Raw genomic sequence first — 21,988 nt, forward strand, 5'->3', positions numbered from 1 at the left:
GGTCCGTCGCCAGACGGCGACGACAACGAGCCCCCTCGCACGCGCCAACAAAACGCCTGGAGACACCTTGAATCTGCCCTCCCATCGTCACCTGAAGCAGCCCGGCCCCCCGGCTGTGCAGCGGATCGAATCCATCGTCGGCGACGCCCTGTCGCTCACCTTCGCCCTGGCCGGCGGCCAAAGCTTGCGCGATGCCATTCTCGGCCCACTTGAAGCCGCCGGCATGGCCGCGGCGACCGTGCGCATCGAAGGCCTGCGAGTGCACTCGATGCGCTATGTCCGCCCAGCGGCGTCGCCCGACGACGAGCACGTGGCGTTCTATAGCGAGCAGCACTGCATCGACGAACCCGTCACGATCGAGCTGGCCTGCGCGACGGTCGGTCGCCGCGACGGCGGACCGTTCATCCACTGCCATGCCATGTGGCGCGCTGCCGACGGTCGTTGGCAGGGGGGCCATATCTTCTCCGACCAGGTGATCGTCGCGCAGGACACCGAGGCGCGCGCGTGGGGCATCGCCAACGCCGAGATGCGTGCGGACTTCGATGCGGAAACCAATTTCACGCTGTTCCGCCCGGTGCCCATCGAGGCTACGCACGAGCCAGTGCCGGCGTCTACCGGCCGCCGATGCGTGGTCGCGCGCATTCGTCCCAACGAGGATCTGATGCAGAGCATTGAACAGGTCTGCCACGAACACGGTCTGCGCGCGGCAACGATTCGCGGCAGTGTCGGCAGCATCGTCGGCGCGCGCTTCGAGAACGCCGCGCCGGTCGACGACATCGCCACCGAGATCTTCGTGCTGGACGGCGTCGTTGCCGAGGCCGCGAATGGACCGCGGGCGACGCTCGATATCGCACTGATCGACCCGCGCGGCAACATTCACCAGGGACGCGTGGTACGTGGCGACAATCCGGTGCTGATCTGCTTCGAACTGTTCCTGGAGGAGTCCCTCGACGTCGGGACCGCCGCATGACGCGATACACGCTCTCGCACTGGGGCGTCTACGAGGCCGGCGTCGACGACACGGGCAAGACCTGTCTTCGCCCGTATGCGAAAGACAGTGACCCTTCGCCAATCGGCACGTACCAGACCGCCGATTCGCTGCGCGCCCTGCGCGTTCGCCGTCCGTCGGTGCGGCGCGGCTGGCTCGAGAATGGACCGGGAAGCGCCACGCATCTGCGCGGCAAGGAGCCCTTCGTCGAAGTGTCATGGGACGTCGCGCTCGATCTCGTCGCGAAGGAACTTGCGCGGGTTCGCGAGACCTACGGCAACACGGCGATTTTCGGCGGATCTTATGGCTGGGCGAGCGCGGGCCGGTTCCACCACGCCCAGAGCCAGGTGCATCGTTTCCTGAACTGTGTCGGCGGTTATGTCCGCCATCGGGATTCATACAGCCTCGGCGCGGCGCACGTGATCATGCCGCATGTCGTCGACGACATGAACGAGTTGATCGGCTATCACCATTCGTGGGACGTGCTCGCCGAACACACGGAACTGTTCGTGACCTTCGGCGGCGTGCCACAGAAGAATGCCCAGTCGGCACCGGGCGGCGTCGGGCGACATCGCGTTCCTGGTGGACTGCGTGCGATGCACGACGCCGGCGTCAAGTTCGTGAACGTCGGCCCGGTCTCGGACAATCTCGACACCGGCGGCGAGGTCGAATGGGTCGCGTCGCGCCCCGGCACCGATACGGCCTTGATGCTTGCCCTCGCCTGGGTGCTGCGTCACGAAAATCTGCACAGCCCCGCGTTCCTCGCCTCGCACTGCACGGGATACGACGAATTCGAGCAGTATCTGCTCGGACATGTCGACGGCATTCCGAAGACGCCCGCGTGGGCGGAGCCGATCACCGGTGTGTCGGACGACACGATCACCGCGCTCGCGCGCCGCATGCACGCGAGCCGCACGATGCTCAACGTCGCGTGGTCGTTACAGCGCGCGCATCACGGCGAGCAACCGTTCTGGATGGTCGTCACCCTCGCCGCGATGCTCGGCCAGATCGGCCTGCCCGGCGGCGGCTTCGGCGTCGGCTACGGCTGCGTGAACACCTTGGGCACGCCGCACGACAAACTCGGCGGACCCACGCTGCCGCAAGGCCGCAATCCGGTCAGCGAGTTCATTCCCGTGGCGCGCATCGCCGACATGCTGCTCAAACCCGGCGAGCCGTTCGACTACGACGGCGAGCGCTATCGCTATCCCGACACGCACCTGGTTTACTGGGCCGGGGGCAACCCATTCCACCACCATCAGGACATCAACCGCCTGTTGCGCGCCTGGCAGAAGCCGGACACGATCGTTGTCCACGAGCAATCGTGGACCGCGACCGCGCGACACGCCGACATCGTGCTGCCGATCTCCACGTCGCTGGAGCGCGACGACCTCGGCTACGCGTCACAGGAAGCGATCCTGATGTGGATGGCGAAGATCGACGAGCCGGTCGGCGAATCGCGCGATGACTTCACCGTCTTCGCGGGTCTCGCGCAACGACTCGGCGTCTTCGCGGAATTTACCGAGGGCCGCGACGCCGACCAGTGGCTAAGGCACATGTACGAGGAGACGCGCAAGCGCTATGCGCGCGCCGACATCGCGTTACCGGACTTCGACACCTTCCGCGACGTGGGTATGGTCGATCTCCATTCACGCGCGCGGCCGGTGGTGATGCTCGAGGCGTTTCGCGCCGATCCCGCCGCTGCGCCGCTGAATACGCCATCAGGACGCATCGAGCTGTATTCGCGCGAGATCGCCGCGTTCGATATTCCTGACTGCCCGGGCCACGCGTGCTGGCTGCCGCCGGCCGAATGGCTCGGCGCACCGCTCGCGTCGACCTATCCGCTGCACCTGCTTTCGGACCAACCGCGCAACAAACTGCACAGCCAGCTCGACGGCAGCCCTTACAGCGCCGCCAACAAAGTTCGGGGCCGCGAGCCGCTCTACCTCCACCCGCGCGACGCCGCCGCACGCGGCATCCACGACGGCGACATCGTCGAGGTGTTCAACGCGCGTGGTCGCTGCCTCGCGGGCGTGCGCATCACCGATCGCATTCTGCCCGGCGTGGTGCGGATGTCCACCGGCGCCTGGTACGACCCGGAACCGGACACCGGGCGCGACAAGCATGGCAATCCCAACGTCTTGACGGCCGACGTGCCGGCCTCGGGCCTGTCGCAGGGCTGCGCCGCGCAGTCATGCCTGGTCGAGGTCAGCGCGCCGGTCACCCACCCGCCGCCGGTGAGTGCCTTCGATTTACCTCTCTTCACTACCGAGATCACGACCGACATCACTGCCGCAACCGCCGCACCGACCGAGCGCCTCTAGCGCCCGTTCGCATCAGGCACCCAAATCCAAAAAAGCAATCTTCAGGAGACACATCATGCAGAGCCTTTCCCGCCGTTCGATGCTGAAGCTTTCCCTGGGTACTGCGATCGCGGCCCCGGCGATCCTCAAGCACACGCGCGTCTACGCGGCCGACTTCACGCTGAAGTACGCCAACAACGCGCCGATCACTCACCCGCTGACGGTACGCATCACGGAGGCCGCCGAGGCCATCCGCAAGGAGACGGGCGGCAAGGTCGACCTGCGCGTGTTCCCGAACAACCAGCTCGGCGGCGACACCGACATGCTGTCGCAGTTGCGCGCCGGCGCGCTCGACTTCTTCACGCTGTCGCCGATGATCCTCTCGACGCTCGTGCCCAAGGCCGCCATCAGTGGCGTGGGCTTCGCGTTCAAGGGGTACGACCATGTGTGGAGCGCGATGGATGGCGAGCTGGGCGACTACGTGCGCGCGCAGATCGAGCGCGGCGGCCTGCACCCGTTCCCCAAGATCTTCGACAACGGCTTCCGCCAGGTCAGCTCGTCGACGCGAACGATCAAGACGCCCGACGACCTGAAGAGTTTCAAGATTCGCGTCCCCCCGTCGCCGATGTGGACGTCGATGTTCCAGGGCTTCGGCGCGGCGCCGCTCACCATCAACTTCGCGGAAGTCTATTCGGCGCTGCAGACGAAGATCGCCGACGGACAGGAAAACCCGCTGGTCACGATCAATTCGGCCAAGCTCTACGAAGTGCAGAAGTACGTGGCAAAGACCAACCACATGTGGGACGGCTTCTGGTTCCTGTCGAACCGCGCATCGTGGGCCAAGCTGCCGGCGGAAGTCCGCAAGGTGATCGAGGATCAGATCACGGCCGCCGCGCTCAAGCAGCGCACCGATGTCGCCGCGCTCAACGACTCCCTCGAAAAGGACCTCACCGCGAAAGGCATTGCCTTCAACTCAGTCGACGCCGCGGCCTTCCAGAACAAGCTCCAGACCGCCGGCTTCTACAAGGAATGGCAGGGCAAGTTCGGCGAGCAGGCCTGGGCACTGCTGCAAAAGAGTGCGGGCCGCACGCTCTGAGCCCCCATAGGCCTTTCGAAGGAGACAGCGTATGAACCGCGCCAGGCTGGAGACTCGCATGAACAAAGGCATACTGCCGGCAGCCCCTGCCCAGGAGGGGCTGATCGCCGCGCTGCAATTCACCTTGGCGAAGTGTGTCGAGCTGCCGGCCGCACTGCTCGTGCTGGCCGAGATCGTCACGCTGTTCGCCGGGGTCGTCAGTCGCGCCGTATTCCACAGCCCGCTGGTATGGTCGGATGAGCTGGCCTCGATCCTGTTCATCTGGCTGGCGATGCTCGGCTCCGTGATTGCCTTGCAGCGCGGCGAACACATGCGCATGACCGCCCTGGTCGGCCGCATGAACGCCGGCCGGCGCGCGTTCCTCGATGTGCTGGCGATCGCCACACCGCTCGCGTTCCTGCTGCTGTTCATGCCGAGCGCTTACGACTTCGCGGCGGACCAGGCCTTCATCACGACGCCGGCGCTCGAAATTGCCGACTCGTGGCGGGCCGCCGCAATTCCGGTGGGCTGCGCGCTGATGGTGCTGACCGCGCTGCTGCGACTGGTGCGTCACGGCAACTTGCGCATGGTCGTCACTGCCGCGGTAACGATCGGCGCGATCATCGGCGCGCTGCTGCTTGCGCAACCCGTGCTGCGTGGGCTTGGTAACGTGAACCTGCTGATCTTCTTCGTCGGCTTCGTGGCGCTGATGGTGCTTACCGGCGTACCGATCGCCTTCTCGTTCGCGCTCGCCACCTTCGGCTACCTGTCGCTCGGCACCACCACACCGGTCGTGATTCTGGCGGGCCGGATGGACGAAGGCATGAGCCACTTGATTCTGCTCGCGGTGCCGCTGTTCGTGTTCCTCGGCCTGCTCATGGAGATGACGGGCATGGCGCGCTCGATGGTGGCGTTCCTCGGCAGTCTGCTCGGCCACGTGCGCGGCGGCCTGCAGTACGTGCTGATCGGCGCGATGTACCTCGTCTCCGGCATCTCCGGTTCGAAGGCAGCCGACATGGCCGCGGTCGCGCCGGTGTTGTTCCCGGAGATGCAACGCCGAGGCGCCAAACCCGGCGACCTCGTTGCGCTGCTCGCCGCCACCGGCGCGCAAACCGAGACGATTCCGCCGAGTCTCGTGCTGATCACCATCGGCTCAGTGACCGGCGTATCGATTGCGGCCCTGTTCACCGGCGGCCTGCTGCCCGGCGCGATCCTCGGCGTCACGCTGTGCACGCTGGTGTGGTGGCGCTATCGCAACGAGAAGGTGGGCAGCGGCGCGCGCGCCTCAGGCCGGGAGATCGCGAAAAGCTTCGCCATCGCGCTGCCCGCGCTCGCGTTGCCTTTCGTGATCCGTGTCGCGGTGATCGAAGGAATTGCCACGGCGACGGAAGTGTCGACCATCGGTATTGTCTACTCGGCCGCGATCGGGATACTGATCTATCGCCGCTTCGACCCCAAGCGGGTCTATCCGATGCTGGTCGAGACCGCCTCGCTGACGGGCGCGATCCTCTTGATTATCGGTGCGGCGACCGGCATGGCGTGGTCGCTTACGCAATCAGGCTTCTCGACGATGCTCGCTGCAGCGATGCGCGACGTTCCGGGTGGTCCGGTCGGCTTCATGGCGATCTCCATCTTGGCGTTCATCGTTCTGGGCAGCGTACTGGAGGGCATTCCCGCCATCGTGTTGTTCGGCCCGCTGCTGTTCCCGGTCGCGCAGAGCGTGGGCATCAACGAAGTGCACTATGCGATGGTGGTCGTGCTCTCCATGGGCATCGGCCTGTTCGCGCCACCGTTCGGCGTCGGCTACTACTCCGCCTGCGTCATCAGCAAGGTTCATCCCGACGAGGGCATGCGGCCCATCGTCGGCTATATCGTCGCGCTGGCCGTCGGCCTGGTGCTGGTCGCCGCCGTGCCTTGGCTCTCGACGGGCTTCCTGACCTGATCTTCCCCGTTTCACGCCCGAAATCCGGTTCTGCCAACGCGGCGCGCGCTGCCATGCAGCGCGTGGCCCGACGCGCGCCGGGACACGTCCACTTTGCACAGGAGACTTTATGAGCACCGTTGCATCCCCACCCGCCGATACCCTGAGTACGCTTGCGCAGCGCGCGCATCGCATTCGCCACAACGCCATCACCATGGCCGAGGTTCAGGGCCAAGGCTATGTCGCGCAAGCCTTGGGGATCGCCGACGTGCTGGCCGTCGCCTATCTGCATGCGATGAACGTGCGGCCGCACGACCCGGAATGGGAGGCCCGCGATCGCTTCCTGCTGTCAGTCGGCCACTACGCCATCGCGCATTACGCCGTGCTCGCCGAGGCCGGCTACTTCCCGAGGGAGGAACTCGTCACCTACGGTTGCGACGACAGCCGCCTGCCGATGTCGGGCATGATGTCGTACACGCCGGGCGCGGAAATGTCGGGCGGCTCGATCGGTCTTGGCCTGCCGATGGCCGTCGGCATGGGACTCGGCCTCAAACGCAAGCAGTCGACGTCGTTCGTCTACACACTGATGGGTGATGGCGAGCTTGCCGAAGGCCCGACCTGGGAAGCGGCAACGTCGGCCTCGGCGTTCAAGCTCGACAACATCATTGCCGTCGTCGACGTCAACGGCGTGCAAGCCGACGGCCCGTCGACGGTCATCATGCCGACCGAGCCGCTGGTGCAGAAGTTCGAGGCGTTCGGCTTCTACACACAACGCGTGAATGGCAACGACCTGGCGGCCGTGCTCCAAGCCTTCGACAATGCCCGATCGCACGACCGGCCCGTGCCGCGCATCATCATCTGCGACACCAAGATGGGCAAAGGCGTCGATTTCCTCGAAGCCCGCGAAAAGAATCACTTCATCCGCCTCGACCCGCCCGAGTGGCAACGAGCATTCAGCGCGCTCAACGCGCAAGGGAGCGCAGCATGAACACGTCCGTAGCCGATCAACCGACGACAACCCAAACCCGTCAGAACGCCATGCCCGCCGCGCCCGCCATCATCGCGTCGTCGGTCGATGAGGGACACCGCACACGCGCTACACCGTTCGGCAAGGCGCTCGTGGCGCTGGCCGATGCGCGTCCAGAGATCGTCGGCATGAGTGCCGATCTCGCGAAATATACGGACATGCACATCTTTGCGCAGGCCTATCCGGAGCGCTTCTACCAGATGGGCATGGCCGAGCAGTTGATGGCGACCGCCGCCGGCGGACTGGCCAAGGAGGGGTTCATCCCGTTCGCGTCTACCTACGCGACCTTCGCCGCACGCCGATGCTACGACTTCATCTCGCAGGGCGTCGCCGAGCAGGATGCCAACGTCAAAATCATCGGCGGCCTGCCGGGCCTGACCACGGGCTACGGCCCCAGCCACCAGGCCACGGATGACATTGCGATCTTTCGCGCGATGCCCAACCTGACCGTGATCGATCCGTGCGACGCGCTGGATATCGAGCAGATCGTGCCGGCCATCGCCGACCACCCCGGCCCCGTGTACATGCGCGTGCTGCGCGGCAACGTTCCGCTGGTGCTCGACGAGTATGGCTATAAGTTCGAGCTGGGCAAAGCCAAGCCGATACGCGATGGCAACGATGTCCTGATCATCTCGACCGGCTTCATGACCATGCGCGCCCTCGACGCCGCCAAGGCACTGGCGGCGGATCGCGTCGACGTGGCGGTGCTGCACGTGCCGACGATCAAGCCGCTCGACGAGGCGACCATCGTGCGCGAAGCAGCGCGCGGCGGGCGTCTGGTGGTCATTGCGGAAAACCACACGGTGATCGGTGGTCTGGGCGAAGCGGTAGCGGGTGCGCTCATGCGCGCCGAGGTATCGACGCGCTTTCGCCACATCGGTCTGCCCGACCAGTTCCTGGACGCGGGCTCCCTCCCGGTGCTGCAGGATCGCTATGGCATTTCGCGCAACGCGATGATCGCATCGATCAAGCATTGGTTGGGGTGACGTGGACGGCGTGAGGTGCGGCAGGCCAGCGCGATGACGGATGCGCCATCCGCCTTACGTGCCCGGCGCATGCCGGGCACGTTGGCTATCGGCGACGGTCGACGCCGTCAGGGCGGCCGCGTGCCGTTCACAGGCCGGTGCTTCCTGACCGGTCTTTCGACGCAGGGACGGGACCGTCGCGCAACCCCAGAAACGGAAACGGCGGCGCCACCTTGAAATCGGCCGAGACCTCACCGCTGAAGGTATTGCGCTGATCCTTGCCGAGATCGAGCCGCTTCACGGGCGCCCCGGCCGCGAAATCAACCTTGTTCAGATCCACCCAGAACGTGTTGGGCGTGAGCGCCGATTCAAAGAAATAAAGCATGCGCTTGTGATCGACGACCGTGCGCCAACGCGTCGACGAAATATTCGGCTCGCCCGGCGTCGTGATGCCGAACGGCACCGACGCGTTGCGAATGACACTGAACACGCTCGCCAACGCCTCGACCGGCGATTCGGTCTTTGGAATCGCATTGATGTAGAACGACGCTCGCGCAAAGCGATCCGACGAGCGATTCGTCCCCGGAAGGAACGTCGTTCCGCCAATCTGCTTCCAGTAACTGTTCAACGCAAGCTGCTCGTCGAACGTCGGCGAATTGGTCATCACCTGATACTGGCGGCCGTGGTGAATCACCTGCCGACCGTTGATGTACTCGACGATGGCACTGTCGCCCGACTTGTCGGACATCGACAGATGCAGCGTCGCGATCCGATCCTCGCCGGGCACGTTGTCCGTCACGATCGTGAACGGCGTCTTCTCCAGCGCCGCCACGGCTTGTGCGACCGTCGCGAAGTTATCCAGCACGTACTGCGCCCAGGCCGCGATCGTCAGCCCCGGCTTCGACCCCTTGTCGAACGTCGGATATTGCGACTCCACCAACCAGAGCAACTGCGCCGATAGCCCCTTCTCGTTGACGCCGTCGGTCGTCGACACGTCGTAGCCCGTGGCCACCACGCTGCCGTACTTCGCCGTCCAGCGAAGCGAGTTGGGCCCCGCCTCGCCCGAGCGCGTCATGCCGCGCGGCAACACATAGAGATTGGTGGCGACGTCGACCCTCCAGTCCATCGAGCGCGCGGTAATCACGTCGTCGTTCGCGCCGAGATACACCACACGGGTACAGGCCAGTGCCGACAGCGGGGACAAGGCGAGCGTTGCGGCGGCGACGAGACACGGCAAGGTCTTGACGAACATTCGGGGCATGGTGATACCTCACGTTGGGGAGACGATTGCGCAAGAACCATCAGTATAACGATGGAATCCGCCCCCTCCCCCGCCCGATCGCAAACAACGAAGCCCCGCCAGCGATGCTGCCTGGCGAGGCCTCGACTTCCCCCCTGGGGCCGGTCACCGGCCCTACGATTTGCCGGCTCAGCGCTGCGGTTGCGCCGCTGCGCCAACCTCCTTGCGCACCTTGGCCACCTGGGTGGCTGTCACCGCCGGCGCCTTGTTGCCCCAGCTCGAGCGCACGAACGTCAGCACGTCGGCCACATCCTGATCGGTCAGCCGGTCGTCGAAGCTCGGCATCGCGTAATGCGTGGGCGCCGACTTCGTCCACGGCATTTCCGCGCCGCGCAACACGATGTGGATGAGCGAGGTCGGATCGGCCGAGTTCACCGTCGAGCTGAGGGCGAGCGTTGGGAACGTCTGCGTGTAGCCCTTGCCGGTGCTGCGATGGCACGCCGCGCAGTTGTCGAGGAACGTGAGCGCACCGTTGCCCTTGCCTGCGCCCGTACGCAATGCCTTGGCCACGGTGTCGTCATAGGCGAGCGCCTTGGCGTTCGGATCGACCGGCTTGAGCGTCTTCAGGTACTTGGCAATCGCCGTGAGGTCGTCATCGTTCATGTGCTGGGTGCTGTGCTGCACCACGTCCGTCATCCCGCCGAACGCCGCGGAGTGGTCGTTACGTCCGCCCTTCAGGAACGCCGTGATATCGCCTTCGCTCCAGTTGCCCAGACCGTCGGTGACATCGCCCCGCAGATTCTTCGCGAGGAAGTTGTCGACCACACCGCCCGACAGGAATGCGGTGCTGTCGTCGGTGAGCGCCTTCTCCTGAAACGCAAAGCCGCGCGGTGTGTGGCAGGCGCTGCAATGGGCCAGGCCTTCGACAAGATAGCGTCCGCGCGAGATGGGATCGTTATCGGTCGAGGCGGTATCGCCAACGACCGCGGGCGCGAACATGTTGCGCCAGATCGACAGCGGCCAGCGCATCGACATCGGCCACGGGATATCGGTCGACTTGTTGGTCTGCGCGACGGGCTTCACGCCGTTCATGAAGTAGGCGTACAGCGCCTTGACATCGGCCGGACGCACCTTCGCGTACGACGTGTACGGCATGGCCGGGTACAACGTCGCGCCATTCTTCGCGACCCCGTGGCGCACCGCCTTGTCGAAGTCCTCGAGGCTGTAGCTGCCGATGCCGGTGTCCTTGTCGGGCGTGATGTTCGTCGAGTAGATCGTGCCGATCGGCGAGGCGATCGGCAGGCCGCCGGCGAACGGTAGCCCCTTGGGCGCCGTGTGGCACGCGGCACAATCGGCCGCGCGCGCGAGGTATTCGCCCTGCTTCACGAGTTGCGCCTGCGGGTCGTTCGCGGCGGGCGCCGGGCTGCCGGCGGCCGTCGTGGCGGGTGCCATCGGCGTCGGCGACACGGCGGGTGCGGCCGGTGCCGAGGCCGGCGCCGCAGCATTCTGCGCCCACACGGCAACGGCCGCGAACGCCAGCGTCCCGGCGGCAAGTGCGATCGCGGAGCGTTTCATCATCGTTTTGCGGATCATGGTTGCGCTCCTCACGCCTGAACCAGCGGGCCGGCGTTCTTGAGGTACTGTTCGCGAATCGCCTTCGCAGACCAGTACGCCAGCGCCGCCACCACGCCCGTGGGGTTGTAACCCATGTTCTGCGGGAACGCCGACGCCCCCATCACGAACACGTTGGACACATCCCAGCTTTGCAGGTACTTGTTGACCACGCTGTTCGACGGGTTCGTGCCCATGATCGCGCCGCCGGTCGTATGCGTGCTCTGGTAGATCCGCGTGTCGTAGTGCGTGCCCTTCTTGCGGATCGCGCGGAACACCTTCTCCGGATTCATCGTGCGGCCGACCGCTTCCATGCGGTCGCCCATATAGCCCAGCATGGCGTACTCGTTGTCATGCCAGTCGAACGTCATGCGCAGCAACGGCACACCGTAGGCGTCCTTGTAGGTCGGATCGAGATCGAGACACGCGTCGCGATACGACATGACCGAGCCGGAAATGCCGATCGTCATGAACCGCTGATACGCGTCCGTCACACCCGCTTTCCACTTGCTGCCCCACGACGGCGTGCCCGGCACGCTCGGCGTCATCTTGATCGGGCGCCCGCCCGTGCGCACGTGACGGATGCTCGCGCCGCCGATAAAGCCCAGCGGCCCGTGGTCGAACTGGTCGCCGTTCAGATCGTCCATCGACACGCCGCCCGCGCCCGTGCCGATGAATGGATTCAACTGCGTGCCCTTGGGCAGCAGCACGTTCACGGCGCCGTTCATCTGGTACGCATAGTTCTTGCCGACAACGCCCTCGCCCGTCTTCGGATCGTAGGGCTTGCCGATGCCGGAGAGCAGCAGCAGGCGCACGTTGTGCATCTGGTACGCGGCCATGATGACGAGATCGGCCGGTTGCTCGACTTCGCGGCCTTGTGCGTCGATGTACGTCACACCCGTGGCCTTCTTGCCGTCGCTGTCGAGATTGACCTTGACGACGTATGAGTGCGGGCGCAACTCAAAATTGGGCTTCTTGAGCAACACCGGCAGAATGGTCGTCTGCGGCGATGCCTTCGAGTACATGTAACAGCCGTAGTTTTCGCAGAAGCCACAGAAGTTGCACGGCCCGAGACGCACACCGTACGGATTCGTATAGGGCTGAGAGGTATTCGCGGCGGGGGCCGGGTACGGATTGAAGCCGACTTCGCGGGCAGCCTTCTCGAAGAGCGTCGCACCATAGGTGGTCTGCAGTGGCGGCGTGGGGAATTCGCTTGACCGCGCCCCCTCGCGCGGGTTGCCGCCGGGCACGATCGTGCCGTTAAGGTTGCCGGCCTTGCCCGACGTCCCGAACACTTTCTCGGCGAAATCGAAGTGCGGCTCCAGTTCCTCGTAGCTCACGCCGAAGTCCTGGATCGTCATGCCGTCGGGAATGAATTTCTTGCCGTAGCGTTCCTCGTAATGGCTGCGCAGCTTCAGCTCTTCGGGCAGGATGCGGTAGTGCATGCCATTCCAGTGGAAGCCCGCGCCGCCCACGCCGTTGCCGAGCAGAAACGAGCCGTTCTGGCGGTAAGGCACAGCGAGATCGTCCGGCGTATGACGAATCGTAACGGTCTCGCGGGCCAGCTCCTGGAAGAGCTTGCCGCGCACCGAGTATTCGAGTTCGTCGATGACTTTGGGGTACTGCGCGTCGGTGGGCGTGTCGCGCATCGCACCGCGCTCGAGCGCCACGACGTTGAGCCCGGCATCGGTGAGTTCCTGGCCGAGAATGGCCCCGGTCCAACCGAAGCCCACGATGACGGCGTCGACCTTGTCTTTCTTGATGGCCATGAATTAGCCCCGCTTTCCGGAAATCGACACGGGCCCATACGGGTACTTGACGTTCGGCTGATCCGCCCAGTCGAGGAAGTCGGCGCGCGCGCCGGGGAAGCCCACCATCTTCCAGCCCACCATGTCCTTGTTGCCGCCGTGGATCGGATCCGAGAAGAAACCTTCCTTCGTATTGGCGAGCAGATAGGAGAAGAACGTGCGCGCCGGCACGCTATCGAACTCGACCTTCGCGTGCTCCAGATCGCCGAGCACGGTCTCCTGCGTGGCGTGATCGAGCTCGGCAAATGCCTTGTTGTACTGCTTTTTGCAGTAAGCGTCGCACGCCGCAATGCCGTGACGATAGATGTCGCGCGGCACGAGACTCAACTGGTAGCCCATCTCGGGAGGCTGATCGGTATGGAATGGCCCCTGCATATACCAGAGCTTGCCGTGCCCGAAGGGCGTTTCCATCTGACGGTCGATGAACTGTGGCACGTCGGCTTGAAGCGCCCCCGGGCCGAGGTCGTCGGCGGGAATCAGGCGGTCGACGGCGGCATTCACAAAACGCCATTCGTCGGCGGTGAAGTACTTGGGCTCATAGGGCGTGGTGGATGCGGCGGGGGCGGCGGGCTTGTCGCTGCTGCAGGCGGACTGACTCAGCGTGGCACCGGTGGCGAGGGTCGTGGCGGGTACGATCGCCAGCACCTGACGCAAAAAGCGCCGGCGCGGTTCCTTGTCCTGTGACATGGGGTTCTCCGTTTTGTGGGGGACGAATCACGCATGACAGTCAAGCAATGGGTCGCCATGCGTGAAGAAAACCTGACAGGCTATTCGCTTCGCGTAGCGTTTTTTAACGCGACCATTCTACTGACAAGCCCCCCGCATGGCAAAACCAGTGTGTTGCGTAAGGCTCGCAAGCCGTTGATTAAAAAGGCTTGCCAATAATTAAAGTATTTACTATTACGCGCGCACGAAGCGTTTTGTCACATAAAATCCTTCGCGCGGCTTTAGCATGAAAAAGGCCGCTCCATGTTCCGGTAGCGGCCTGGCCTGCCTAATGCAGCCGTGGATTACTCAGGGATAGGCGGCAGTGCCGACAACGGCGGCGGCGGTGGTGGCGACAATGGCGGCGGCGGTGGCAGTGGCGACGGCGTCGCGTCGGCTCGAGCGCTGCCGACGGGTCCGTGTCCGCCTGCAGCCTGTTCGCTCGGCGACGGCGCGGACACCATCGATCGAGCAAACATTGCCCGCAAGTGATGCTGCCTGCCCGGCTGCGCGTTGCAGAACGCCTCCGCAAAAATTTCGCGCCGGGAGCGTTGCGACGTCGCGCTGGCCAACGCCGGCGACCGTTCGGCTCGCATGACGCGCGCGTATTCGCTGCCGTCCGGCGCGACAAAGTGGGGCACGTCCGATGGGGTGCCTGACCTCACGAGGCTGGCGTAACCGTGCGCGTCCATCTCCGGTGCCTCGGAATCGTCGGAGTCCTCAGAATCGTCGAGCACCGGCTCGGCGGCGGGCTCGGCCAACGAGGGGCGAACGAGATCGGAAAACCGGGTGGCATCGATTGGATTGGCCGTAGTCCGACGCGACCGCTCACGACTCGGACTGCGTGGATCCGCGCCTGAGTCGAGTTCGTCGCCGAGCAGGCTGTCGTCGTGCGCAGGCGTTGGCGTGTCCGCCGGCGCGCGGTGCGTGTCGGACGGTGACAGGCCATCGTACACAGCGCGGGTGGCGGCCTTCCAAGTGTCGATGTCCAGCGCCCTGACGGCGAGCCAGGAACGCGCGGCGTCGCGTCCGCTGGATCTGGCGTCATTGAGCACGGTCGTGTACTCGTGCGCGCCAACCCCCCGGCTGCGAATCATCTTGAGCGTGACAGGCTGATCGGCCGGATAGCCAAGGAGGAGTGCCAGTCGGGCCGAATCATTGGCCGCCCGCGTCTTGTTCCTGGCGAACCAGGAGGTCGACGCAGCAGGTTTGAGGACCCAGTTGCCATCGCGCACCGCCAGGCGCAGCGGTACGTCGGCACCGCCGTTGGTCAGCTCGCGCTCCGCCTCGCGCGCCATGTCGTTCAGCGCGATCAGGGCGTTCAGTTCCGAACGCAGCAGATCGTCCTTCCTGCCATGCGAATTCATGGTCAATCGCGCCATCGCATCTCTGAGCGCAGCAAGGTCATCGCGATTTCTTAGCGCAATTTTCCTGGCGCTCCCGTCCGGCAACGACGGAATGGTCGCAGTCAGCTTGCCGACCTCATCGCTCAGACGCGCAATCTCGCCAAGTTGCGCGCGCACCGAGCCAGTGGCAAACGTTCGAACGAAACGGGTCGGCTCGGCGGGAATCCCGTGACGGACCCGCTGCATGGACGACGCACGGGCACGCTCGAAAGTCACGTCGGCGGCGACGGCGTCGGTAAACTGGGTGCGCCAGCGCCCAAGTCCCTCGCCGACGAATTTGGGCATCAGCGGGTCGGCGCGCAGGCGCTTGGCGTGAAGCACCTCGCGATCGCGCTCCCCGCACCATGTCCCCAGCGGAATGCCGCTGTTGGCTTGCGTGCTTCGCGGCCGCACGGGATAGGACTGCCAAGGCTTGCCGGTCGATCCAAGCGCCGACGTTGCAATCGATCCCAGTCTCTGAAAGTCCGAGCCGAAGCTGTTCCCATCATCAGGCGGCTTCGACCGGGTAATGGAAATGAGTTGCACCGGCGAGCCGCGCGATGCAGCGGAAATGGTTCCCATGATCGTCTCCAAGGTAAACAGACCGAATGGTCTTCAACCGCAAGGAGACTAGAGCGGTTTGCAGGGAAGCGATGTCGATTGTGTGGGAAGACTTCGTATTGTGGCACCGGCTCATCGTTTTCCCGCACGCAATGCGCGTGCACAACGAGGCCGTTCGAGGCGCCGGCCGCCCCTCGCCAGCGCCCTCAGAACCGCGCCAGCAGTTCCCCGATCAGCGCCGCACCTTCCCTGCCCTTGGCCGAATCGGCCCAGAGTCGGTCGATCATGGCGCGGTACATGCCGACGCCGTCGGGTGACGTCGTGATGGTGGCAATGCCGGTACGCAGGTTCGGTAGCTCGCCGAGACGGAACGGCGAGACCGCGACATAGGCTTCGCCCTGCGCCTCGAAGATCTGGAACGACTCATTGGGCATGTTGTCGCTCACGACGCCGATCTGCACGCCCGTCGTGTCGGCCTCGAGAAACTCGACAATTCGCGCGACCTCGCGACGTGCCGCCATCTTGCGCTCGAGCTGCACGCCCGGTGGCAGCCCCAGCCGCCCCACGAGACCGTGATGCAGGAACTGCTCGATCTGACGCAGCCCGATGAGGCTGGTCACGGCCAGTTGGTGACGCGAGAAACTCGACTTGCGCTCCTGCAAAATGCCCAGCACGCGATCGATCGTGTTCGCCCAGTGGCGGTCGGCGAGCGCGGGCGGAATGCTCTCCTCGAGCATGCGACGCAGCCACACGTCGTAGTCGTGCGATGTGAGCAGAAACGAAATTGGGTCGAAGTGCGCCACGACGCGCTCTGAGCGGCGTTCCAACTGACGCATCCGCTCGAAGTAGCTCACTGCCGAGTCGTGATATTCGACTTCCACCCCCAGCAGATTCGCCAGCGACACACCCAGCAGTGCCGCGAGCCGCTCGAGGGTGTCGATCTTGACGATCTCGCCGCGCTCGAGCTTATAGATGGCCGCGCGCGAGATATCGAGTTGCTCGGCCACATCCTCGCTACGTAACTCCGCCGCCAGCCGATAGGCGCGCAAACGTTCGCCAATGGCTCGGAAATTGAAACGCGCGCCTCTCGGCGCCCGGGATGTCGTCGCAGCTCGATTCAAATCGCCCCCTCTCGGATGCCAATGCCCGGTCCGGCCAAACGCGCCGCGCCCGCATTGCAGTGCCGGGATTATACCGGTCACCTGCACGTCTCGATGCCGCGCCTTTGCCGCCGAGACAGTGCCGTTCCCCCTCCCCGGCACTGTCGCAAACACCCCACATCGACTTGTCGAATATTTTTCTATTGTCTATTTTTTTAGACATCGGCACGATTCCGATCACGGGGATCCCATGGCACGGGCCTGCTCCGCAACGCGGGCAAACCCAATGCTTCGTGGAGGATGCCCCATATGCTCGCAGCGATAGCCTGCGCTTCGTCCATAAATTTAGACAGACAAAGAGGGAATGATGAAAACCTGGCACAAGGTGGCTGGCGCCGCCGCACTGGGCGCCGCGACGCTCGCAACCACGGCTCACGCGCAATCGAGCGTGAGCTTCTACGGCCTGGCAGACGCCTACGTCGGCTCGGTGAAGAACCCCGGCGGCAACGCGGCCGTCGTGCAGCAAGGCGGCGGCATGACGACGTCGTATTGGGGGCTGGCCGGCACCGAAGACCTGGGCGGCGGTAACCGCGCGCTGTTTGTGCTGGAAAGCTACTTCCAGCCGAACAACGGAACGTACGGCCGCTTTGCCGGCGACAGCTTCTTCTCGCGTAACGCATACGTCGGTCTGTCCAGCGCCATTGGCACCTTGCACCTGGGTCGCATCACCACCCCGCTTTATCTCGCCACGATCCGGTTCAACCCGTTCAACAATTCGTATACCTTCTCGCCGATGATCTTCCACACCTACAAGGGTCTGGGAACGCAAGGCGTGGTGGGCGACTCGGGTTGGAACAACGCCGTCGCGTATACGTCGCCGACATACGCTGGGATGGCGGGCACGCTGCTATACGCGACGGGCAACAGCCCGACCGACCATAGCGCGAAGAAGTGGGCCGCTGCGATCACCTACGCCAACGGCCCGTTCGCCGCGGCCGTGAACTATCAGTACGTGAACTTCAGCACGACGCCGGGAGACTTTGGCACGCAATTGCCGGGCGTCACCGGGCTGACCAACCAGAACACGGCACAGCTCGGCCTCTCGTACGACTTCGCCGTGGTGAAGGTCTTCGCTCAGTACATGCTCATCGCAAGTCAGGCCGCGAGCGGCAACTTCCATGCCAATACCGGACAGTTGGGTGCCTCGGTGCCGCTCGGCCGCGGAAGCGTGCTCGCCTCGGTCGCCTACACCGGCTCGAACGGTTCGGGCGACAATCAGCGTCGCACCACTTGGGCGCTCGGCTATGATTATCCGCTATCCAAACGTACGGATATCTACGCCGCGTACAAGTACGACCACATGAGCGATCTGTCGACCGGCCAGACCTACGGCGCCGGCCTGCGCATGAAGTTCTGAGCGAAGGCTGGTCACATCGCCGGCCTTCCCGAGGCAGGCAACGGCGGACGATTGCCGCCCGTGACGAACGCCATCGCACGGCCTCGATATCAGGGTTTGACCCAATTATTTTCGCCTTGCCTGCCTCACCGGGTTCGTTTAGTCTAAATATTTAGACAAATGGAGAGCATGATGGATCTGCAACTTGCATGCGTCTGGTTACAACGCGAGACGGTCGGTTTGTCCGACATCGAAGACTTTGCCGCGCGTTGTCTCAATGCGTCGAGGACAGCCACGCGCGAGTCCGCTGCGTTGTTGTTGCTGGCGCAGGCCGCGCAAACGTTCGCGGAACGCCAGTCGGGCATTGCCGCGAGCGGCGAGACCTTTCAGGCATTTCTCGCACGCAGCAAGGCCTATGCCACGATGTTGCGCGATGCGGCAGCCACCTCCGATGCCAGCTTCCTTGCCTCGCTGAACGGCTTCGCCGCGCAATTGACGACCGAGGTCTATGCGTGACGTTGCGTAACGACGAGCGAGTCTTGACGTGCATCCCAGGCGGGATTTTTTCACTTTATTGTCTAAAAATTTAGACAGATTGGCAAAATTGGACGAAACCGACGTAGCGGCTTCCGCCGCGTCGCTTCGCCGCCTCACAGGAACCGATCATGGAAGTCAACCTGAACACACCGGGTGCGCAACGCGCGGGCGCCACGTCCGACGATCTCGTCACCCCTTACGCATGGAAAGCGCTCGCGGGCTCTGCCATTGGGTATGCAATGGACGGTTTCGATCTGCTGATTCTCGGCTTCATGCTACCGGCGATTACGGCGGGGCTGCAGCTCTCCCGCGGACAGGCCGGTGCTCTCGTGACATGGACGCTGATCGGCGCCGTCGCCGGCGGCATTCTGTTCGGCGCGCTCTCGGATCGCTATGGCCGTGTGCGCATGCTCACGTGGACGATCCTGCTGTTCGCCGTCTTCACCGGGCTGTGCGCGTTTGCGCAGGGCTTCTGGGACCTGCTCGCGTATCGCACGATTGCGGGCATCGGGCTGGGCGGCGAATTCGGCATCGGCATGGCGCTGGCCGCCGAAGCCTGGCCTGCGGCCAAACGCGCACGCGTCTCGTCGTACGTCGCACTCGGCTGGCAGACGGGCGTACTTGCCGCAGCGCTGCTCACTCCGCTGCTGCTCCAGCACATCGGCTGGCGCGGCATGTTCCTCGTGGGGGTGCTGCCTGCGCTCATGGCATGGGTACTGCGTAACAAGCTGCATGAACCCGAAGTCTTCGTACGACGCACCGGCAAGACCGCGCAGCCCGGTCAGAGCAGCAGCGCCTTCCGTCTGCTCGTCAAGGACGCCAGCACCACTCGCGTGAGTCTGGGCATCGTGATTCTCTGCTCGGTTCAAAACTTCGGCTACTACGGGATCATGATCTGGCTGCCGACGTTCCTCTCGCAAAAGCTCGGTTTCTCGCTCACGAAGTCCGGCCTCTGGACTGCGGCCACCGTGATCGGCATGATGATCGGCGTCTGGGTTTTCGGGCAACTGGCCGACCGTATCGGACGCCGTCCCACGTTCCTGCTGTATCAGGCGGGTGCCGTGGTCATGGTGATCGTCTATGCCCAGTTGACCGACCCGACGGTGATGCTCTTCGCCGGCGTGCTGATGGGCATGTTCGTGAACGGCATGGTCGGCGGCTACGGCACGCTCATGTCCGAGGCGTACCCCACTGCGGCACGCGCCACCGCGCAGAACGTGCTGTGGAACATCGGGCGCGCCATCGGCGGGCTGGGGCCTATCGTCGTTGGTGCGCTCGCCGCCCGCTACTCGTTCCAGATTGCCATCGCGCTGCTCGCGAGCCTGTATGTGCTCGACATGATCGCGACGCGCTTCCTGATCCCGGAACTCAAGGGCGTCGAACTCGAATAACGAGATGCGCGACGTGCACAACGCCAGCCCCCACTCTCCGGAGCCCCCCATGTCAGTCTCCACTCTGACGCGTACCGACCTCACCCGCGCATTGGGTGGGCTGCCTTCGGACACACACGACCCTCGCGATGCGTCTTGCCGCGCGCTCACGGTCGCGACGCATCGCTGCCGCGTGCTCACGCATCACGCAGTCAATGCGCGTTACCGCTATCTGCGTTTGCAGGCCGATGCGCCCATCGCGCTCACGACACAGCCTGGCCAGTTCTACCAACTGAAGTGTCCGGTCACGGACAGCGACGCCCCCTTCTTGCTGCGCCCGATGAGCGTCTACGGCACCGGCCCCGAGCCGGACATCATCGAGTTTCTCTACAACGTCACGGGCGTCGGCACGCGCGCACTTGCCACCCTGCCGGAAGGCGCAACGCTCGATATCGTCGGCCCGCTCGGAAATACCTTCACGCTCGATACGCAGTCCGGGCAGTGGCAGCGCGTCATGCTGGTCGCGCGCGGCGTCGGTCTGGCGACGATGGCCCCGCTCGTGCAACGGGCGGCGGCGGCCGGGCTGAAGTTGACGGTCGTCATGTCGGCCCGCACCGACGCCGATTTGATGCGCGACGAATTCCTGCGCTCGCCCCAAGCACGCGCATTGGCCGACGTGCATTGCGTGTTCGACACCGACGGCTCGTCGGCCGTCGAAGCACTGGAGCCGCGCATACGTACCCTGCTCGACACCACACCGCACGACGCCGTCTACACCTGCGGCTCGCATCGTCTGCTGATGCTGCTCCAGCGTGTGCTGGGCACTCATCCGCACATCACGGCCGAGGTCGCGATGGAACAACGCATGGCGTGCGGCATGGGTGTATGCCTGTCGTGCGTGCGCCTGTTCGATCGCGATGGCGACAAGCAATTCCTGCGCGTGTGCCGCGAAGGCCCGGTGTTTCCGATTCGCGACGTCGTCGGGGAGGTGAATTTTGGCTGATCTTTCCGTACGCATCGGGTCGCTTGCGCTGCGCAATCCCGTCATGCCGGCCTCTGGCTGCTTCGCGCTCGAATATGCCGAAGCGCTGGATCTGACCCGGCTCGGTGCGCTCGTCATCAAGAGCGTCTCACCCGCAAGCCGTGCGGGTAACCCGACGCCGCGCGTGGCCGAGACCGCCAGCGGCATGCTCAACTCCATCGGCATTCCGAGCAAGGGGCTCGACGCCTACCGGCGCGACGTGCTGCCCGCCTATACGCGTTTCGATACGCCTGTGGTTGTGTCGGTGTCGGCCGACACGGCGGAGTCTTTCGGGCAAGCCTGCGAGACGTTGTCGCTGCCGGAAGTCGCGGCCATCGAGGCGAACATCTCCTGCCCGAACCTCGAGGCGGACGGCATGGCCTTCGCCATGCTGCCCGAGAGCACCTACAAGGCTGTGAGCGCCATTCGCCGACGCACCTCGCATCCGGTGTGGGTCAAGCTCACGCCCAACGCCGGCCAGGTCGCGTTGATCGCCAAAGCGGCGGAAGACGCTGGCGCCGACGCCATCGTCATGGGCAACACCGTGCTGGGCATGGCCATCGACGTGCGCACGCGCAAGCCCAAGCTCGGCAACGTGATGGGCGGACTCTCCGGCCCGGCGATCAAACCGCTCGCCGTTCGGCTCGTGCATCAGTGCCATCGGGCGGTACACATTCCGATCATCGGCTGCGGTGGCATCGAAACGGCAGACGACGCGGTCGAATTCATGCTCGCGGGCGCATCGGCCGTGCAAGTCGGCACAGCGTCGTTCCGCGATCCAGCCGTCATGGGACACATCGTCGATGGACTGGCGGCGTATTGCGATGCGCAGGCCGTCGAGCGCATTGCAACACTCACCGGCGCCGTCGCGCTCGACGCCCAACTGACCGACCGTTGGCTGCGATTCGCACAGCAATCCGGCTGAGCCGTCGCACGTTTTACGCAACCCTCGCGATGCTTTACGCGAAAAGAAGCACA

At 64.6% G+C, this 21,988-nt stretch carries 18 protein-coding genes; 12 read left to right on the forward strand and 6 right to left on the reverse strand.

What is annotated here, in order from left to right:
* Nucleotides 1-67 precede the first annotated feature (67 nt).
* The 6 genes from PanNE5_RS22140 to PanNE5_RS22165 all read left to right on the forward strand — a co-directional run bounded on the left by PanNE5_RS22140 (nt 68) and on the right by PanNE5_RS22165 (nt 8,297).
* On the forward strand, nt 68-970 hold the full coding sequence (locus PanNE5_RS22140) for a DNA-binding protein (RefSeq protein ID WP_261938822.1): 903 nt from the start codon (nt 68-70) through the stop codon (nt 968-970).
* Complete coding sequence (locus PanNE5_RS22145) at nt 967-3,309, forward strand: molybdopterin-dependent oxidoreductase (RefSeq protein ID WP_261938823.1); 2,343 nt, start codon at nt 967-969, stop codon at nt 3,307-3,309. The genes PanNE5_RS22140 and PanNE5_RS22145 overlap by 4 nt, the downstream gene beginning before the upstream one ends.
* Before the next feature lie 55 nt (nt 3,310-3,364).
* Complete coding sequence (locus tag PanNE5_RS22150) at nt 3,365-4,384, forward strand: TRAP transporter substrate-binding protein (RefSeq protein WP_261938824.1); 1,020 nt, start codon at nt 3,365-3,367, stop codon at nt 4,382-4,384.
* Between the two features lie 58 nt (nt 4,385-4,442).
* Entirely contained in the window at nt 4,443-6,305 is a 1,863-nt protein-coding gene (locus PanNE5_RS22155; RefSeq protein WP_150564648.1) for a TRAP transporter large permease subunit, read from the forward strand.
* 109 nt (nt 6,306-6,414) lie between these two features.
* Nucleotides 6,415-7,272: a transketolase gene (locus PanNE5_RS22160; protein WP_261938825.1), complete on the forward strand. Its 858-nt coding sequence runs from the start codon at nt 6,415-6,417 to the stop codon at nt 7,270-7,272.
* A 50-nt stretch (nt 7,273-7,322) separates the two neighbouring features.
* Nucleotides 7,323-8,297, forward strand: a complete 975-nt coding sequence (locus PanNE5_RS22165) for a transketolase family protein (RefSeq protein WP_217425922.1) — start codon at nt 7,323-7,325, stop codon at nt 8,295-8,297.
* A 127-nt stretch (nt 8,298-8,424) separates the two neighbouring features.
* On the opposite strand, the gene PanNE5_RS22170 is transcribed toward PanNE5_RS22165, so the two are convergent.
* The 4 genes from PanNE5_RS22170 to PanNE5_RS22185 form a co-directional block, all read right to left on the reverse strand.
* The gene (locus tag PanNE5_RS22170) at nt 8,425-9,537 is read right to left on the reverse strand and encodes a linear amide C-N hydrolase (RefSeq protein WP_217425921.1); all 1,113 of its coding nucleotides are present in this window, start codon (nt 9,535-9,537) and stop codon (nt 8,425-8,427) included.
* A 168-nt stretch (nt 9,538-9,705) separates the two neighbouring features.
* Entirely contained in the window at nt 9,706-11,106 is a 1,401-nt protein-coding gene (locus PanNE5_RS22175) for a c-type cytochrome (RefSeq protein WP_410007600.1), read from the reverse strand.
* A gap of 14 nt (nt 11,107-11,120) precedes the next feature.
* Complete coding sequence (locus tag PanNE5_RS22180; RefSeq protein ID WP_261938826.1) at nt 11,121-12,896, reverse strand: GMC family oxidoreductase; 1,776 nt, start codon at nt 12,894-12,896, stop codon at nt 11,121-11,123.
* 3 nt (nt 12,897-12,899) lie between these two features.
* Entirely contained in the window at nt 12,900-13,622 is a 723-nt protein-coding gene (locus PanNE5_RS22185) for a gluconate 2-dehydrogenase subunit 3 family protein (protein WP_017235146.1), read from the reverse strand.
* 33 nt (nt 13,623-13,655) lie between these two features.
* Here PanNE5_RS22185 and PanNE5_RS22190 point away from each other — a divergent pair, with 33 nt between their 5' ends.
* Nucleotides 13,656-13,820, forward strand: coding sequence for a hypothetical protein (locus PanNE5_RS22190; protein WP_157211532.1), 165 nt, complete (start codon nt 13,656-13,658; stop codon nt 13,818-13,820).
* Nucleotides 13,821-13,945: 125 nt separating this feature from the next.
* Here the strand turns inward: PanNE5_RS22190 and PanNE5_RS22195 are convergent, their stop codons facing one another.
* Together PanNE5_RS22195 and PanNE5_RS22200 are read right to left on the reverse strand one after the other, a co-directional pair.
* Nucleotides 13,946-15,607: a hypothetical protein gene (locus PanNE5_RS22195; protein ID WP_261938827.1), complete on the reverse strand. Its 1,662-nt coding sequence runs from the start codon at nt 15,605-15,607 to the stop codon at nt 13,946-13,948.
* Nucleotides 15,608-15,792: 185 nt separating this feature from the next.
* The gene (locus tag PanNE5_RS22200) at nt 15,793-16,635 is read right to left on the reverse strand and encodes a helix-turn-helix domain-containing protein (protein ID WP_261938828.1); all 843 of its coding nucleotides are present in this window, start codon (nt 16,633-16,635) and stop codon (nt 15,793-15,795) included.
* 415 nt (nt 16,636-17,050) lie between these two features.
* On the opposite strand from PanNE5_RS22200, the gene PanNE5_RS22205 reads away from it, so the two are divergent.
* The 5 genes from PanNE5_RS22205 (at nt 17,051) to PanNE5_RS22225 (ending at nt 21,935) form a co-directional block, all read left to right on the forward strand.
* Nucleotides 17,051-18,103, forward strand: a complete 1,053-nt coding sequence (locus tag PanNE5_RS22205; protein ID WP_261938829.1) for a porin — start codon at nt 17,051-17,053, stop codon at nt 18,101-18,103.
* A 168-nt stretch (nt 18,104-18,271) separates the two neighbouring features.
* Complete coding sequence (locus tag PanNE5_RS22210; RefSeq protein WP_232424694.1) at nt 18,272-18,598, forward strand: hypothetical protein; 327 nt, start codon at nt 18,272-18,274, stop codon at nt 18,596-18,598.
* A gap of 260 nt (nt 18,599-18,858) precedes the next feature.
* Nucleotides 18,859-20,010, forward strand: a complete 1,152-nt coding sequence (locus tag PanNE5_RS22215; protein WP_232424696.1) for an MFS transporter — start codon at nt 18,859-18,861, stop codon at nt 20,008-20,010.
* A gap of 49 nt (nt 20,011-20,059) precedes the next feature.
* Entirely contained in the window at nt 20,060-20,992 is a 933-nt protein-coding gene (locus PanNE5_RS22220) for a dihydroorotate dehydrogenase electron transfer subunit (protein WP_246174161.1), read from the forward strand.
* Complete coding sequence (locus PanNE5_RS22225) at nt 20,985-21,935, forward strand: dihydroorotate dehydrogenase (protein WP_017235153.1); 951 nt, start codon at nt 20,985-20,987, stop codon at nt 21,933-21,935. Before PanNE5_RS22220 ends, PanNE5_RS22225 begins: the two co-directional genes overlap by 8 nt.
* Nucleotides 21,936-21,988 lie beyond the last annotated feature (53 nt).

The organism is Pandoraea sp. NE5 (assembly GCF_024363545.1).
Classification (GTDB): domain Bacteria; phylum Pseudomonadota; class Gammaproteobacteria; order Burkholderiales; family Burkholderiaceae; genus Pandoraea; species Pandoraea cepalis.